Here is a 15,606-nt window from a genome sequence, read left to right on the forward strand (position 1 = left end):
GGCTTCTATCGACGAATGGCCGTTCCGACGACCATCGCCACCACCATCACCAGGGCCACCGCCATGCAGGCGCTGGTCGGTTTCACCCGGCGGGCGTCGACCCGCGGCACCAGCCACCAGATCAGCCAGGCCCCGAGGAGCATGTCGGCCACCAGCGACGCGCGCATCCACGGCAGCACGAAGATCGACTGCCCCGGCGCCTGGCCATGTTGCGCGGCGATCGCCAGGCCGCCCATCAACACGGCGGCAAGCGACCAGACCAGGCTGGCCATGTAGGCCCGGTTGAAGACCACGGGCGTCTTTTCCAGCCAGCGCAGGGCAAGCCACACGATCAGGGCGGGGACGACGGCGACGGCGCTGGAATAGATCACCCACCAGATGGCGGCGGAGAGGAAGGTCAGGAGGGGCTGGGTCACGGCGTATCCGTCAGTACGACGCGCCGAAGCGGCCGAGGGCCTTGCTCATCAACCAGGCGGGGCCGATCAGCAGGTACTGGATGTCGGTGAAGAAAGAGGGGCGGCGGCCTTCGATCTTGTGACCGATGAACTGGCCGATCCAGGCCACCACGAACACGCCGATGGCCAGCCGCAGCAAGCCGGTGGACCCGATGGCCTGGTAGATCGTATCGGTGACCAGGGCCAGCACGACGAAAGCACCTGCCATGGCCAGGCCGATCGTTCGCGACAGCCGGTAGTAGTAGAAGCAGAAGGCAAGGAACATCGCCAGCACGGCCCAGAGACCCGGCCGTCCCAGCCAGCCGGGGACGGGGATCAGCCAGACCAGCGCGACCACCGTCCAGGTGATCGCCGGCACGCAGATCCAGTGGATCAGCTGGTTGGTCGGGTTCTGGTGGTCGCGGCTGTAGTTGCCGAACCAGGTGGCTGCGTCGCGCATGGCGCTCCCCTCCGTGATGCCTCGATGGGGGAAGCTTAGTCCAGTCGGATGCCGGCCAGCTTGTCGAGCGCCTCGGCGTACTTCGCCGCGGTGCCGGCGATGACGCTTTCCGGCACCTTCGGGGCGGGCGGGGACTTGTTCCAGCCGATGTCCACGAGGTAGTCGCGGACGAACTGCTTGTCGTAGCTGGGCGGGCTGATCCCGACCTTGTACGCGTCGGCGGGCCAGAAGCGCGAGGAATCGGGGGTGAGCATCTCGTCCATCACGTGCAGCACGCCGTTCTCGTCCGTGCCGAACTCCAGCTTGGTGTCGGCCACGATGATGCCGCGCTCCGCGGCGAAGGCGGCGGCGAAGGCGTAGATGGCGAGCGTGGCCTTGCGCACGGCGTTGGCGAGGTCTTCACCGACGGCGGCCACCACGGCGTCGAAGCTCACGTTCTCGTCGTGGTCGCCGACGGCGGCCTTGGTCGATGGCGTGAAGATCGCCTCCGGCAGCTTCTGCGCCTGCTGCAGGCCCGGGGGCAGGGTGATGCCGCACAGGGCGCCGGTGGCCTGGTAATCCTTCCAGCCCGAACCGATGAGGTAGCCGCGCGCGATGGCTTCCACCGGCACCGGCTTCAGGCGCTTGGTGATCACGGCGCGTTTCGCGTACAGCTTCGGATCCACGCCGGCGGGCAGCACCGAGGCGACATCCTCGCCGGTGAGATGGTTGGGGATGATGTGCGCGGTGCGGGCGAACCAGAAGTTGGAAATCTGCGTGAGCATTTCGCCCTTGCCGGGGATCGGGTCGGGCAGCACCACGTCGAACGCCGACAGCCGGTCGGTCGCCACCATCAGCAGGCGGTTGCCGGGCAGGGCGTAGACGTCGCGGACCTTGCCGCGATGGATGAGCTCCAGGCCAGGCAGGTCGGATTGCGAAAGGGTGGTCGGCACGGTGGGGGCTCCGGTGGGGCGATCGATCCGGGCATTGTAGCGGTGGTCGCCGGGTCGGCCTGCTAGAATTTTAGGTTACCGCCCCCATAGCCTCGCCATGCGAATCCTTACGACCGCGGCATTAGCCCTGGCCTTCACCGCCCCCGCCCTTGCCGCACCGCCCGCGAAGCCGGCGCGGCTGGGTCTGTGCGCGGCCTGTCACGGTGAGGACGGCATGGCGCGGATCCCGGGCGCGCCCAATCTCGCCGGGCAAAAGCTCGACTACCTGCGCGAAGCCCTGCGCCAGTACCGTGACGGCCGCCGCGACATTCCCGTGATGCGCGCCGCGACCGGTCCTCTCTCCGACGCCGAACTCGACCAGCTCGCGCAGTGGTTCTCCGCGCAGAATCCCGCCGCCCCGCACCCCCCAAGGGCCGTTCAATGAATTTCACCGGCACTCTCATCGGCGCCGTGCTCGGCATGTGGCTGACGCACAACCTGCTCGGCGCCCTCGTCGGCGGCGCGCTCGGCTTCATGTTCGACGCCAGTCGCCAGCAACAACGCCGGCGCACGCCGACGCAAGGCGGGTATGTCGCCCCCTTGTTCGCACTGATCGGCGCCGTGGCCAAGGCGGACGGCCGCGTTTCCGAGAGGGAAATCGCCATCGCCGAGCGCCTGATGGCGCGGATGGGCCTCGACCAGGAAGCCCGGCGCGTCGCCATCGAGGCGTTCAACGAAGGCAAGCAGCCCGAGTTCAACGCCACCGCCGTCATCGACGAATTGCGCCAATGGGTCGGCCACCGCCGCGACCATGCCTTCCCGGTGATCGACGTGGTGATCGAGACGGTGCTCGCCGAGGGCAATCCGTCCCCGGAGAAGATGGCCATCCTGCGCCAGCTCGCTTTCGCCCTTCGGGTCAGCGACATGGAACTGATGGCGCTCATGGCGATGAAGGGCTACGCCTGGAACGCCGGCGCCAGTGGCCGCTCGTACGGTGGCGGTGGCGGCTACGTGCCGCCGCAGCGGAACACGCAGGGGCCGGATCCGTACGCGGTCCTCGGCATCCAGCGAGACGCCGACGACCGTGCGATCAAGCGTGCCTATCGCAAGCTGATTTCCGAACACCACCCCGACCGCCTGGGCGACCTGCCGGACGACATGCGCCGGCGCGCGGAGGCGCGGGCCAGCGAGATCAACGCGGCGTACGAGCGGATCAAGGCGGAGAGGGGCTTCAAGTGAGAGCATCGCCGACAAGTCGGCTCCCACAAGAGCCGGCACTCCGGTAGGGCCACCTAACCGGTGGAAGCCGACCTGCCGGCGATGAGCAGCCTGGTGGGAGCCGACTTGTCGGCGATGTCGCGGCAGCGACACAAAGCACTCCCGTCCACGCCAGCTTTAGTGACAACCGTATACCCTGACCACCTTCCGTCACACCACGGTACCCATCATGGCCAAGCAGTCCCCCGTCATCGCCCCGTCCATCCTCTCGGCCGACTTCGCCCGCCTGGGCGAGGACACGCGCAAGGTTCTCGACGCCGGTGCGCAGTGGGTGCACTTCGACGTGATGGACAACCACTACGTGCCCAACCTCACCATCGGCCCGATGGTGCTCAAGGCGCTGCGCGACTACGGCATCACCGAGCACATCGACGTGCACCTGATGGTCAAGCCGGTGGACCGCATCGTGCCCGACTTCGCCAAGGCCGGCGCGCGCAGCATCAGCTTCCATCCCGAGGCCAGCGAGCACGTCGACCGCACCATCCAGCTGATCCAGGGCGAGGGCTGCGAGGCCGGCCTGGTGTTCAACCCGGCCACGCCGCTGAACTGGCTCGACTACGTGATGGACAAGATCGACATGGTGCTGATCATGTCGGTGAACCCCGGTTTCGGTGGGCAGAAGTTCATCCCGGGCGCGCTGGACAAGATCCGTCATGTGCGGGAGCGCATCGACGCCAGCGGCCGCAAGATCCGCCTCGAGGTGGATGGCGGCGTCAACGCCGACAACATCGGCCAGATCTCGGCCGCCGGCGCGGACACCTTCGTGGCGGGCTCGGCCATCTTCAACGCGCCGGACTACGCCGATGTGATCCGCCGGATGCATGCGGCCATCGACGGCAAGTAAGCGGCCATCCGTCTAAACAAGGTTTCACGGCGACAAGGGGAGTACCGTAGTACCGTTGGTACGCCCGGGGGGGCTTTCTGGAGGATGCGCTCATGAAGACGTTGTCCGTAGTTGCCTTGTCCCTGGCGCTCGCCGCGCCCCTCGCCGCCACCGCGGGCGATCGCCCGCAGCCGCTGCCGGACCAGCAAAGCGTCGTGTCCAAGTCGCTGCTGCCGTGCCCCGGGGGCCTGGAGCGCTTCCTGCCCGGCGACTATTACTTCTGCTCGGCCGCCCGGAACTACTGGAGCGGCCATGACGGCCTGGCTCGCGAAAGCCTGAAGGACGCCGCCCGCTGGGCCAGCAAGCCCGCGCAGTACGCGCTCGGCGTCATGTACTTCAATGGCGACCACGCCGAGAAGAACCGCCCGCTGGGCCTCGCCTGGCTGGCGCTGGCCGCCGAACGCCACGACCCCTCGTACGAGCCCACCTTCATCTCCGCGTACAAGCAGGTCACGCCGGAGGAACTGGCCCAGGCCAATGCCTATTGGAAGGAGCTGAAGGCCACCTACGCCGACGACGTCGCCGCTCCGCGCGCCGAACGCCGCTTCGACCGGGAATACCAGCAGATCGCCTGGGCCACCAACTTCGGCGGCAGCGTGTTCATCGACGGCGTGACCGTGCCCTACGGCGCCTCGGGCCTTGTCGAAGACGCACCGCTGCAGAGTGGCTTCTCGCTCGGCCGCATGTTGCAGACGCAGAAGGCCATGTACTTCTACGGCTACGACAGCCACGTGTTCGTCGGCGACGCGGAACTGGTGCCTATCGGCCAGGTCGCCGCGCTCAAGTCACGGGCCGACTGACGAGACGCACGAAAAAGCTCCCCCGGGCCATCGGGCCGGGGGAGTGAAGGAGGCTCAGTCGATCACACGGGTTGCCAGTTCGGGTCGGGTTCCGCCGGCCCGGCGATCGGCGCGCTTCCGTGCGTGCCGATCGCCCCAAGGCCTTCCATGGCCGGTTCCACGAAGTCGTCGAAGAGATCCATGCGTGCGTCTCCCGTCAGTGCAGGCCGAACAGCAGGCCCAGGACCAGCGCGCCCAAGGCGAGGGCGACGCGCAGCGGCTCGAAGTCGCGGTCCAGTTCGGTGTTGTCGGCGTCGGGCTTGGTTTTCATGGGTTCTCCTCCGGCGCCGGGTGGCGCGCCGTCATGGCCATTTGAATGCCACGCGCGGCGGGCGGAGCGTCCCGGGTGGGGCAATCCGCGGATCGTTTATGGCAAATCGCGGGCAAAGACTTCGTGCAGGGACGAACGCCTTGCTCAGTTGAGCAGCGGGTTCCCGCGAAGGCGCGATACGGCCAGGTCGACGAAGGCCCGTACCTTGGCGGGCGCGTGCCGGCCTTCGGGATGAAGCACGTGGATGGGCAGCGGCGGCTCCTCGTAGTCGGCGAGCACGACCCGGAGACGGTCATCGAGCAGGGCCGGACCGACCTGGTAATGAAGCACCCGGGTCAAGGCGAGGCCCGCCGTGGCGGTCGCGATCGCGGCATCGTTGGTGTTGCACTGGAGCCAGGCGTCGATCGTCACCCGATGGTCGCCGGCGAAGCGCCAATGCGGCGAGGTCCATGCGCTGGTCGACACGGCGATACGGTGATCTTTGAGGTCGGCAGGGGTGGCGGGAACGCCATGCTGTTCGAAGTAGTCCGGCGATCCACAGACCACGCGCCGGACCGAGCCGACCTGGATGGCGGAAAACCCCGAATCCGGAAGATGGCCGATGCGAATCGCCACATCGATGCCTTCCTCGACGATGTTCACAGGCCGATCCACGAACAGAAGGCTGCCGGAAACGGTGGGATAGGTCTCGAGGTATTCGTGCATGACCGGCAGCACGTACATCTGTCCGAACAGCAACGATGCCGTGATGGAGAGCGTGCCGGTGGGCGTGGCGTACGAGCCCGCGGCGGCGGCTTCCGCCTCGTCGATATCGGCCAGGATGCGGCGGCAATCGTCGAGGTAACGACTGCCCGGTTCGGTCAGTTTCACCGAACGCGTGGTGCGGATGAACAGCCTCGCTCCGATCAGGTCTTCGAGCGCGGCGATGGCGCGTGTCACTGCCGGCGCGCTCATGCGTAGCTGACGCGCGGACTCGGAAAAGCTCTCCGTTTCCGCCACCTTTACGAAGATGCGCATGGCCTGCCAGCGATCCATCCGTTCCCCTCGCCCGTTCCGCGAGGATGATAGCACCCGTGCCTGAAGCATCAGAGCGCGAGCTGGATGCGGTTTTCCTCGTCGCCTTCGCGCTGGGCAGGCACCGCGCAACAGATCAATACCTCGTCGGCGGCGACGCGCGCGGTGGGTTCCTCGATATAGGTGACGGCACCCTTGAGCAGCTTCGTCCGGCAGGTTCCGCAGGTGCCTTCGCGGCAGCTGAATTCGGGGTCCAGGCCACGCGCTTCCGCCAGTTCCAGCAGGCTGCCGGATGCCGGCGTCCAACGTGCTTCCTTCAGTGAATCCATGAAGGTGACGGGCACCGGCTCGGTCGACACCGGAGGACGAACCGGTGCCGCGATGCCCGCGTCCACCGCGCGCTTCAACGACGATGGTCCGAACGCCTCCGCGTGGATTCGCGTGTCGTCGATGCCGAACTTGCGCAAGCCGTCGTAGAGCGACTGCGTGAACGCCGCGGGCCCGCAAAGATAGACATCGTGGTCGTTGAAGGGCAGCACGCGTGTCAGCAGGGCCATGTCGATGCGTCCGGCCACGTCGTAGTCGGTGCCTTCTTCGGCACCGCGGGTGTCGCTCAGCACGCGGATCCACTTCACCGCGCCTTGCGCGGCTTCGACGAGTGTCGCTATCTCCTTGTCGAACGGCCTGTCGGCCTTCGAGTGCGCCGCCTGGATGAGGAAGACCGGACGCATCCGTTGCTTGCGCAAACCTTCGTAGACGATGTGACGCAGCATCGCGAGCAACGGCGTGATGCCGATGCCTCCCGCCAACAACACCGCCGGCCTCGCCTCGTGGGGATCGATGGTGAAGTCCCCATCGGGCGCGCGGGCCTCGATGATGTCGCCGATCTTCAGGGTGTCGTGGAGATGGCGCGATACCGCGCCGTCGCGTTTGACGCTGATGCGGTACACGCCGTCCGATGGCGCGACGGACAGCGTATAGGTACGTATGACGGGCTTGTCCGTGCCGCTGATGGTGACGCGCACCGGAAGGTGCTGCCCGGCGGCGTGCGAAAGAAGACCCGCGCCGTCATCCGGTTGCAGATGGAAGGAGCGGATCGACGGACTTTCCTCGACGATCCGCGTCACCTTGAAAGGGCGCCAGCGCGTCGCGAGCGAGGCCGCCTGCAAACGAGCCGCCGCCTGGTCCCAATCGCCGGTCATGAGTGAGCTGGGCGACCAGCCGTCCGTGCGGAACGACCAGCGCAGCGGCAAGGCACCGGTGCGGCGCACGATACGGCGCGGCCGGAAGGTCCACAGCCGTTCCGCGCCCTGGAACGCGGCGATCTCCTGCGAGTCGAGGATCACCTCGGCATCGCCGACCATCTGCAACAGGTCGCCTTTTTCGTAGTCGACGAAGACGAGCCCCGCCTTGCCGTTGAGCACGATGTTGCCGAGCGTCGAGAAGAAGAGGTTGCCATTGAAGTCGGGCACGGTGAGCGTGCCGTCCGCGTCGACGCGGACGAAGCCCGCCTTGCCACCCCGATGCGACACGTCGACCTGCCGCCGGTCCTCACGGTCGGCGTAGGTCGCGACGAAGAACGTGTCCGCTGCCTCGATCGTGTCGCGCGCCGCGTCATCCAGCTGCGTCGACTCTTCCACGGCGCCCGTGTAAGGCAGGGCAGGGTCACGCACGTACCTTGCGTCGCGTAGCTGGATGTAACGGGGACAGTTTCCGAAGCTCTGGTCGACGTCGACCCGAAACCCCGCCCCCGCCGTTGGCGCAGCGACGAAGCCGTTCATGCGGTTGCGGCGCCGCGTATGCATCTCGATACCCAGGAGGCCGATGGCCTCGCCCGCGCGCACACCTTCCGCCGCGGGGTCGCTCGGGTCGGGGCGGAGGTCGATATCCAGCGTCGTGGGATTCGGCGACGACATGAAACCCGGCATGCCTGCGAGGAGCGTGGCCCAGGGATCGCCGTGCGCGTCGACGCTGCCCAGCACGACGAAGGGCAACTGTTCATAGAACTCGCGGTGCTGCTCCGGCATGAAGTCGCGCACCACGCGCTGGCCGACGACCGCCATCCGTTCGGCGACGCCCACCTTCTCCTGGATGAAGGTCTCGCCCTCGTGCCATGTCGGCAGCTTTTTCAGTGACGCGGTCATGGCGATGTCCTGTGCGGGGCGAGAAGGCAAGGTCAGGCGGCGAGGCCGACCGGGGTCCGGGCGAAGGGAACGAAGCCGGGAAGATCCTCGATCCGGCGCAGGAACGCGTTGACGGCGGGGTAGTCCGAGAGATCGACGTTGCCTTCCGGCGCCCGCGCGACGTAGCTGTAGATGGCGACATCGGCGATCGTCGGGTGCTCGCTGGCCAGCCACTCCTGCACCGACAGCCGGGCTTCCAGCCGTTTCAGGAGGACATGGGCGCGGGCGATCACTTCATCGGCGTCGTACTTCGCCCCGAACACCGTGATGAGTCGCGCGGCGGCGGGACCGTAGGCCACGTCGCCGGCCGCCACGGACAGCCAGCGCTGCACGGCGGCGGCACCCGCCGGGTCGTCCGGCAGCCAGTCGGTGCGGCCGGCTTTCTTGGCCAGGTACACCAGGATCGCGTTCGAATCCGCGACCACGACGCCATCGTCGTCCAGCAGCGGCACCTGGCCGAAGGGATTGAGCTTCAGGAATTCCGGGGCCTTGTGCGCGCCGGCCATGAGGTCGACCTCGACCAGTTCATGGGGCAGGCCCAGCAGCGAGACGAACAGCCGGGCGCGGTGCGAGTGGCCCGACAGCGGATGGTGATAGAGCTTCATGTCGATGTCCTGAGAGAGTCCGGCCGGGCCGATTCCCGTACCGCGCCGCCAGATTGCGGTACTTAATGCGTAGTGAGAATCACCTGATCTGACACTTCATCATTGCACTAGGTGAAATAATGGCCGCCACGCACGGCCGGGCTGGCGCTGCGGCTCGCCACCGGCGCAAGAAGGGGCAAAACGCGGGCAATCGCGCCCGCACCCTTGCGGAGAGGGCGCCCCCATAGCACCCTGCGCACGCCGATCCACACATCCACGGAATGCCCCATGGCCCGCAGCATCGCCATCGTCGAAGACGAACCGCTCATCCGCGCCAACTACGTGGAGGCGCTGAACCGGTTCGGCTACGAAACGCGTGGCTACGGCTCGCGCGCGGAGGCCTCGATGGCCTTCGCCATGCGCCTGCCGGAACTGGTCATCATCGACATCGGCCTGGGCGACGAGCCCGAAGGCGGCTTCGATCTCTGCCGCGAACTGCGCGCGAAGTCGGCCACGCTGCCGATCATCTTCCTGACCGCGCGCGATTCGGATTTCGACGTGATCTCGGGACTGCGCCTTGGCGCGGACGACTACCTGTCCAAGGACACCAGCCTGCACCAGCTGGCCGCGCGTATCGCGGCGCTGTTCCGTCGCATCGAATCGTTGAAGGCGCCCGCCGCGAGCGAGACGGTGATCGAGCACGGGCCGCTGAAACTGGAATCGGAGCGCATGCGCGTGCTGTGGAACGGCATCGAGATTCCGCTCACGGTCACGGAATTCTGGATGGTGCATACGCTGGTGCGTTTCCCCGGCCACGTGAAGAACCGCGACCAGTTGATGCGCGAGGCGGAACTGGTGGTCGACGACGCGACGATCACCTCGCACATCAAGCGCATCCGCAAGAAGTTCGTGGCGCTGGCGCCGGATTTCGATGCCATCGAGACGGTGCACGGCGTGGGGTATCGCTGGACGCCGTGATACACCGCATCGCCGACAGGGTCGGCTCCCACCAAGCCATCCTGGCCGGCTCCCGTCAGGCCGCTTCCATCCCAACCGGTTCCATGAGTGGGGGTGGCCTTTGTGGGAGTGAACTGTCTGGAAGTGGTCCGTCGGGGAGTGGTCCTCGTGGGAGCCGGCTATGCCGGCGATCCCGTGGCAGCGGGCAAACTCGCTGCGAGCACCCCATCGCCGCTGAAGCGGCTCCCACACACACCATCGAATCAGCTGACTCGCCACCCATCTGGCGGGAGCCGACCCTGTCGGCGATGCTCTCGCCATGACCCTCCGCCAGAAACTCCTTCTCGTCGCCCTCTGCACCCTGGCCTTGCCCATCGCCGGGTGGCTCTACGTGCGCCAGATGGAAACGCTCCTGCGCGAAGGCCAGGCGCAGGCCCTGGTCGCCTCCGCCCGCGCCATGGCACGCAGCCTCGTGGTGGTCGACGCCCCGCTGCCACCCGCCGGCGCCGCCTGGTACCTCCAGCACACCCCGGTGCCGATCACCGTCGATGGCTACGCCGACGACTGGGCATCGCTCAGCCCCTGGGCGCAGACCTTCGGCAAGAACGCGCGCGTGATGCTCGCCGAGGACGACCACTGGCTGTACTTCTACGTCGACGTGCGCGCCACGCACCGTCGACGCGCCGATGCCGGCGATCGCCTCGTCCTCAGCGCTGATCACCTCATCGTGTCGATCGCCAGCGGCGAGGACGTGCAGCGTTACCTCATGGCCAGCGCCGCGCCCGGTCCCACCACCGCCATCGCACTGGACGCGGAAGCAGGCGTGCTGCCCGATCGCATCAATGCGCAGTGGCAGGAAGACGGCAGCGGTTTCCGCGTGGAGTTCCGCCTGCCGCGTGGCCTGCGCCTCGACCGTTTCGGCCTGGGCGTGCACGTCGCCGCCGACGGCGATAACGAACCGCTCACCGCCGAGAGCCGGCCGTTGCTGGACTTCTCTCCGTCGCTCTCGCAGGAAGTGGCGAGGCTGGCGCCCGACGGCGTGCGCGTGCGCGTGCTCTCGGCCGACGCGTGGCTGGTGGCGCAAAGCGGCAAGCTCGAATTGCCCGATCTCCCCGCGACGGAACGACCGGGTTGGTTCGCCTCCCTGGTGTACCGATCGCTGCTGGCGACCCGTCTCGACGACGAAAGCGCATGGGCCGAAGACGCCCCGCGCATCGACCTGCCCGAGGTGCGCGAAGCGCTGCAAGGCAAGCCGGCCACGGCGTGGCGCGCGGGCGAGGCGCGTGGCAGCGTGGTGCTCGCCGCGGCCATGCCGATCCAGATGCGTGGCGCGCTGCATGGCGTGGTGTTGCTCGAACAGCCCAGCCGCGCGGTGCCGCTGCTCGCCAATCGCGCCTTGTTCGGCCTGTTGCTCACCAGCTTCGCCGTGCTGCTCATCGCCGGTGGCGTGCTGTTGCTGTTCGCCACGCGGCTCACCTTCCGCCTGCGCCGCCTGCGCAACGCGGCGGAACGCGCGCAGGACAACGATGGCCACCTGGACGGCCCGTTCCCGTTGACCGACGCCACCGACGAACTGGGCGATCTCGCGCGCAGCTTCGAGCGCCTGTTCGAGGTGGTCGGCGGATACACCGATTACCTGCGCACGCTGGCCTCGAAGCTCTCGCACGAACTCAACACGCCGCTGGCGATCGTGAAATCCTCGCTGGACAACCTCGACCACGCCGGCCTGCCGGCCGAGGCGGAACCTTACCTGGCCCGCGCGCGCGACGGCGTGGCACGGCTGGGTGCGCTGGTCCGCGCGATGAGCGAAGCCAGCCGCATGGAGCGCGCCATCGCCTCGGCGGAGGCCGAAGACGTGGACCTGGCCGACATCGTGCGCGGGTGCGCCGAGGGGTATCGCGGACTGGCCGGCGACCGTCGCCTGGAAGTCGAGTTGCCGTCCGCGCCGGTCTTCATGCATGTGTCGCCGGAGTTGATCGCGCAGGCGCTCGACAAGCTCTTCGACAACGCACTGTCGTTCACGCCGCCCGGCGGCTGGCTGCGCATCGCCCTGCGGCCCACGGCCGAGGGCGCGGACATCGAACTGTCGAACCAGGGCCCGCCGCTGCCCGCGGCGATGCAGGGGCGCCTGTTCGATTCGCTGGTGAGCCTGCGCGACAAGGCGACGCCCGGCGACGCGCCGCACCTGGGCCTCGGCCTGTACGTGGTGCGCCTGGTCGCCGAGCGCCACCAGGGCAGCGCCAGCGCCCGGAACCTCGAAGACGGCGTCGCCTTCACCCTGCACCTCAAGGGCCTCCCCCGCCAACGCCTCGCCTGAGCGGTGGGAGTCCTCCGTTGCCCCACTCGGGTGGCAATCGCCCTGGTGGGAGCCGACCTTGTAGGAGCCTTGTGGGAGCCGACTTTGTCGGCGATCCCGCGGCAGCGGGCCAGGTGAGGCAAGCACCCATCGCCGCTGAAGCGGCTCCCACAACAGCGGGCCAGGTTGCGGCGAGCACCCATCGCCGACAGGGTCGGTTCCCACCTTAAGCGGCTACAATCGGCGATCACTCCAACGCGCCCCCATCGCCCGATGATCTCCCGCGAACAGTTCGACGCCTACGCCGCCCAGGGCCATACCCGGATTCCGCTGGTGCGCGAGGTCTTCTCCGATCTCGACACGCCGCTGTCGGTGTACCTCAAGCTGGCCGATGGCCCGTACACCTTCCTGTTCGAATCCGTGGAGGGCGGTGCCACCTGGGGGCGTCATTCGATCATCGGCCTGCCGGCGCGTCGCGTGTATCGCCTGCGCGGGCACGAACTGGAAGTCGAGGACAACGGCGAGGTGGTCGAGCGCCGTCACCTCGACGATCCGCTTGCCGAGATCGAGATCCTGCGTAAGCAATACGACGTGCCCAAGCTGCCCGGCCTGCCGGACTTCACCGGCGGCCTGGTGGGTTACTTCGGTTTCGAGACCATCGGCTACATCGAGAAGCGCCTGGCCCAATGGGACAAGAAGGACGAGCTGGGCACGCCCGACGTGTTGCTGATGCTGGCGGATGAAGTGGCCGTCTTCGACAACCTCAAGGGCCGCCTGTACCTCATCGTCCATGCCGACCCGGCGAAGCCGCAAGCCTATGCCGAAGCGTCGCGCCGCCTCGACGCGCTGGCTTTCCGCCTGCGCCAGAGTGGCGTGTCGTATCCGCAGATGCTGCAGCCGGAAGCGCTCGACGAATCCGACTTCCAATCCTCCTTCACGCGCGAGGAATACGAAGAAACGGTGCGCAAGGCGCAGGAATACATCCGCGCCGGCGACATTTTCCAGGTGGTGCCCTCGCAGCGCCTGAGCATCGGCTTCAACGCGCGCCCCGTGGACGTCTATCGCGCGTTGCGCGCGATGAACCCGTCGCCGTACATGTACTTCATCGACATCGGCTCGACGCAGATCGTCGGTTCGTCACCGGAGATCCTCGTGCGCCTGAAGAACGGCCGCGTGGTGCTGCGCCCGATCGCCGGCACGCGCCGCCGTGGCAAGGACGAGGCGGAAGACGTCGCGCTCGAGACCGAGTTGCTCGCCGACGCGAAAGAGCGTGCCGAGCACCTCATGCTGATCGACCTCGGCCGCAACGACGTGGGCCGCGTGAGCAAGACCGGCACGGTGGAGCTCACCGATTCGTTCGTCGTCGAGCGCTACTCGCATGTGATGCACATCGTCTCCCAGGTGGAAGGCGATATCCGTGACGATCTCTCGTACATGGATGTCCTCAAGGCGGCGTTCCCGGCGGGTACGGTCAGCGGTGCGCCGAAGATCCGCGCGCTGGAAATCATCCAGGAACTCGAACCGTTCAAGCGCAACATCTACGCGGGCGCCATCGGCTACCTCGGCTGGTGGGGCGACGCGGACACCGCGATCGCGATCCGCACCGCGGTGATCCAGGACGGCCGCCTGCACGTGCAGGCCGGCGGCGGTGTCGTCTACGACTCCGACCCGGCCGCCGAGTGGGAAGAAACCATGAACAAGGGCCGCGCGCTCTTCCGCGCCGTCGCCCAGGCAGCCAAGGGCCTCTGACCCGCACACGTCACGAAACCAGCATGTGGGAGCCGCTTCAGCGGCGATACCTTCCCCCCAAGGTTCCTGTTTCCATGAACACCCGAACGATCATCGCCGCCACGTCCCTCGCCGTCATGGCGGCCACCGCGCAGGCGCGCGAGCCGTGGACGGACGACATCACCTCGCGCACGCAGGCGCTGGCGCTCCTGCAGTCGCTCAATGCCGACCTGCTCAGCCACCCCAGCGCCACACTGACGCTGGAGCGCTGGTGCGGCGCGCATGCGCTGGCGCCGGAGGTGAAGATCCTCGCCCGCCGTGTGAAGGGGCAGGACAAGCCGTTGCCCGACGACGAGCGGGCGGCGCTGGGCATCGGTCCGAACGAGCCGGTGCGCTATCGCCGCGTGCAGCTGGCCTGCGGTGAGCACGTGCTGTCCGAGGCGGACAACTGGTACGTGCCCGCGCGGCTCACCCCGGAAATGAACCAGATCCTCGACACCACCGACCAGCCGTTCGGGAAGGTGGTCCAGGCGTTGCATTTCCGCCGGCAGACGATCAGCGCCGACCTGCTGTGGTCGCCGCTGCCCGCGGGCTGGGAGATGGACGCGCCGCTACCGCCAGCGCACAAGGCGGCGCTGGCCATTCCGCACGAGGTGCTGCGGCACCGGGCGGTGCTGTATACGGAGGCGAACCAGCCTTTCAGCCTCGTGGTGGAGACCTATACGTCCGACGTCCTCGCCTTCGGGCGGCGCTGATCGCCGACAAGTCGGCTCCCACACAAGTGAGCTATCGCCGACAGGGTCGGCTCCCACCAGGCATCCCTTCCCCCACGTCTCCCTTCCCTCAAGTTTCCCTTCCCTCAAGTTTCCCTTCCCTCAAGTTTCCCTTCCCTCAAGTTTCCCTTCCCTCAAGTTTCCCTTCCCTCAAGTTTCCCTTCCTTCAAGTTTCCCTTCCCTCGAGCTTCCCTTCCCTCAAGTTTCCCCTCCCTCAAGTTTCCCTCTGCCTGGTGGGAGCCGACCTTGTCGGCGATCCGCGCGCCAGCGCGGCAACCCCGCCGCCCCCCACCAACCGCGTATCCCATCCGGCTGACTTGGCACCGGCCGCCCGGCGCCGGAAGCTGAGATCCCATGACGGAGAACGGTCCATGTCCTCGGTGCCGGCACCCGCACGAAAAATTCCCGCGGCTGGCATTCCCGGCGCGAAGCCCTTCGCCTCGCTGCTGAGCATCAGCAACGCGCCGCGCCTCGGCCCGCAGCCCAACTCGCTGGACAACGCGGTGAGTTGCGCCACGCACTGGGTCCGCATGTCCGACGGCCGCCGCGCGGACGCCATGTGGCTGGAAGCGGGCGCGATGATGCAGAAGCTCGTCTCGCGCCCCGAATGGGTGCGCTATCTGCGCAAGATCCGCGTGGATCGTGGACTCCTCGTCGGCCGCGAATGGTTCGAGGTGACGCGGGTGCGCGATCCGGTGGGGCTGCCCGCCGGCGATTACCTCAACGTGATCTTCGTGGCCCACTACACCCGCGCGGTGATCTTCGAAACGGTGTCGCTGGCGCCGGGTGGCACGGGATGGCTACCGGTCGGTTATGTCATCCGCCCGGTGCAACGGGAGATCCCGTTCGTGCAATAGATACAGGGGTGGGGAGCGGGCGGGGGCGCGGGCCCCCCCCCCCCCCCCCCCCCCCCACCACCGCGGGGTGCTTCCATGGCGGAAGCACGCCGCGGACGACCCCACGCCCCCCCCCAACCCCCCCCCCCCCGCCAGCGC

Annotated in this window: 15 protein-coding genes; 9 read left to right on the forward strand and 6 right to left on the reverse strand. The window is 67.7% G+C overall.

Features of this window, described 5'->3' with window-relative positions:
- Positions 1-5 precede the first annotated feature (5 nt).
- Genes J2T07_RS09985 through J2T07_RS09995 form a run of 3 tightly spaced genes read right to left on the reverse strand, consistent with a single transcriptional unit; the run spans position 6 to position 1,826 of the window.
- The gene (locus tag J2T07_RS09985; protein ID WP_306849457.1) at positions 6-416 is read right to left on the reverse strand and encodes a hypothetical protein; all 411 of its coding nucleotides are present in this window, start codon (positions 414-416) and stop codon (positions 6-8) included.
- Between the two features lie 10 nt (positions 417-426).
- Positions 427-894: a DUF962 domain-containing protein gene (locus tag J2T07_RS09990; RefSeq protein ID WP_306849458.1), complete on the reverse strand. Its 468-nt coding sequence runs from the start codon at positions 892-894 to the stop codon at positions 427-429.
- Between the two features lie 35 nt (positions 895-929).
- Positions 930-1,826 carry a phosphoribosylaminoimidazolesuccinocarboxamide synthase gene (locus J2T07_RS09995; RefSeq protein ID WP_306849459.1) on the reverse strand — a complete coding sequence of 299 codons (897 nt, stop codon included), beginning with the start codon at positions 1,824-1,826 and terminating at the stop codon, positions 930-932.
- A gap of 97 nt (positions 1,827-1,923) precedes the next feature.
- Here J2T07_RS09995 and J2T07_RS10000 point away from each other — a divergent pair, with 97 nt between their 5' ends.
- The 4 genes from J2T07_RS10000 (at position 1,924) to J2T07_RS10015 (ending at position 4,766) form a co-directional block, all read left to right on the forward strand.
- On the forward strand, positions 1,924-2,250 hold the full coding sequence (locus J2T07_RS10000; protein ID WP_306849461.1) for a c-type cytochrome: 327 nt from the start codon (positions 1,924-1,926) through the stop codon (positions 2,248-2,250).
- Positions 2,247-3,044: a co-chaperone DjlA gene (gene djlA, locus J2T07_RS10005; RefSeq protein WP_306849463.1), complete on the forward strand. Its 798-nt coding sequence runs from the start codon at positions 2,247-2,249 to the stop codon at positions 3,042-3,044. The genes J2T07_RS10000 and djlA overlap by 4 nt, the downstream gene beginning before the upstream one ends.
- A 208-nt stretch (positions 3,045-3,252) precedes the next feature.
- Positions 3,253-3,927: a ribulose-phosphate 3-epimerase gene (gene rpe, locus J2T07_RS10010; protein WP_306849465.1), complete on the forward strand. Its 675-nt coding sequence runs from the start codon at positions 3,253-3,255 to the stop codon at positions 3,925-3,927.
- Positions 3,928-4,019: 92 nt separating this feature from the next.
- Positions 4,020-4,766 (forward strand): hypothetical protein, encoded by a 747-nt coding sequence (locus tag J2T07_RS10015; protein WP_306849468.1) that lies wholly within the window; start codon positions 4,020-4,022, stop codon positions 4,764-4,766.
- Between the two features lie 454 nt (positions 4,767-5,220).
- Here the strand turns inward: J2T07_RS10015 and J2T07_RS10020 are convergent, their stop codons facing one another.
- From J2T07_RS10020 to J2T07_RS10030, 3 genes are all read right to left on the reverse strand, one after another.
- Positions 5,221-6,093: a LysR family transcriptional regulator gene (locus J2T07_RS10020; RefSeq protein WP_306849470.1), complete on the reverse strand. Its 873-nt coding sequence runs from the start codon at positions 6,091-6,093 to the stop codon at positions 5,221-5,223.
- Between the two features lie 68 nt (positions 6,094-6,161).
- On the reverse strand, positions 6,162-8,234 hold the full coding sequence (locus J2T07_RS10025) for a pyridoxamine 5'-phosphate oxidase family protein (RefSeq protein WP_306849472.1): 2,073 nt from the start codon (positions 8,232-8,234) through the stop codon (positions 6,162-6,164).
- A gap of 32 nt (positions 8,235-8,266) precedes the next feature.
- A complete protein-coding gene (locus J2T07_RS10030) occupies positions 8,267-8,878 on the reverse strand; it encodes a glutathione S-transferase family protein (protein ID WP_306849473.1) in 612 nt (203 codons plus the stop codon).
- Between the two features lie 267 nt (positions 8,879-9,145).
- Between J2T07_RS10030 and pdsR the strand changes: the two genes are divergently transcribed.
- The 5 genes from pdsR (at position 9,146) to J2T07_RS10055 (ending at position 15,468) form a co-directional block, all read left to right on the forward strand.
- On the forward strand, positions 9,146-9,835 hold the full coding sequence (gene pdsR / locus J2T07_RS10035; RefSeq protein WP_306849476.1) for a proteobacterial dedicated sortase system response regulator: 690 nt from the start codon (positions 9,146-9,148) through the stop codon (positions 9,833-9,835).
- Between the two features lie 298 nt (positions 9,836-10,133).
- Positions 10,134-12,131: an ATP-binding protein gene (locus tag J2T07_RS10040; RefSeq protein ID WP_306849477.1), complete on the forward strand. Its 1,998-nt coding sequence runs from the start codon at positions 10,134-10,136 to the stop codon at positions 12,129-12,131.
- A gap of 252 nt (positions 12,132-12,383) precedes the next feature.
- The gene (gene trpE, locus J2T07_RS10045) at positions 12,384-13,859 is read left to right on the forward strand and encodes an anthranilate synthase component I (RefSeq protein ID WP_306849479.1); all 1,476 of its coding nucleotides are present in this window, start codon (positions 12,384-12,386) and stop codon (positions 13,857-13,859) included.
- A gap of 74 nt (positions 13,860-13,933) precedes the next feature.
- Positions 13,934-14,593 carry a chorismate--pyruvate lyase family protein gene (locus tag J2T07_RS10050; protein WP_306849481.1) on the forward strand — a complete coding sequence of 220 codons (660 nt, stop codon included), beginning with the start codon at positions 13,934-13,936 and terminating at the stop codon, positions 14,591-14,593.
- A 389-nt stretch (positions 14,594-14,982) separates the two neighbouring features.
- Positions 14,983-15,468 (forward strand): DUF4019 domain-containing protein, encoded by a 486-nt coding sequence (locus tag J2T07_RS10055; RefSeq protein ID WP_306849483.1) that lies wholly within the window; start codon positions 14,983-14,985, stop codon positions 15,466-15,468.
- Positions 15,469-15,606: the final 138 nt, after the last annotated feature.

It is taken from the genome of Luteibacter jiangsuensis (genome assembly GCF_030812295.1).
Taxonomy (GTDB): Bacteria; Pseudomonadota; Gammaproteobacteria; order Xanthomonadales; family Rhodanobacteraceae; genus Luteibacter; species Luteibacter jiangsuensis_A.